The organism is Photobacterium sp. DNB22_13_2 (genome assembly GCF_052873915.1).
The window spans coordinates 1-349 of the sequence record NZ_JBNNXU010000072.1 but is presented as its reverse complement, the minus strand read 5'-3'; the positions used below and the strand labels follow the sequence as shown (position 1 = coordinate 349).

Annotated in this window: 1 protein-coding gene; it reads right to left on the bottom strand. The window is 63.9% G+C overall.

The features are described 5' to 3' along the window. On the bottom strand, positions 1-349 hold a 349-nt coding region (locus ACVA58_RS27830; RefSeq protein ID WP_446513488.1), incomplete at both ends, for a fumarylacetoacetate hydrolase family protein.

Sequence of the window (349 nt, the reverse complement as noted above, 5' to 3'; positions counted from 1 at the left end):
ACCACACCCAACTCGACTTCCCAGTCCGTCTTCTCCGAACCGCGCGGCAGCATGACGGCATCGTTTGGGCCGTTCAACGCGCTGTTGGCCTTAAGAAAGACAATCGGTTCCGCAGGCGGCGGCATGCCGGCTTCAGCGGCATGGTCGGCATAGTTCAGGCCGATGGCGATGATCTTGCCGATGCCGCGCCATGGCACGCCAAAGCGCGCGTCCTGTACCACGGGCAGCGCCGCCATATCGACTTGCGCCAGTTGCGCCAAGGCTGCATCGGACAATTGCTGCGGCCCCACGTCACTCAGCACACTGCTTAGGTCGCGCACACGCCCTTGCGCATCGATCAGTCCGGGGC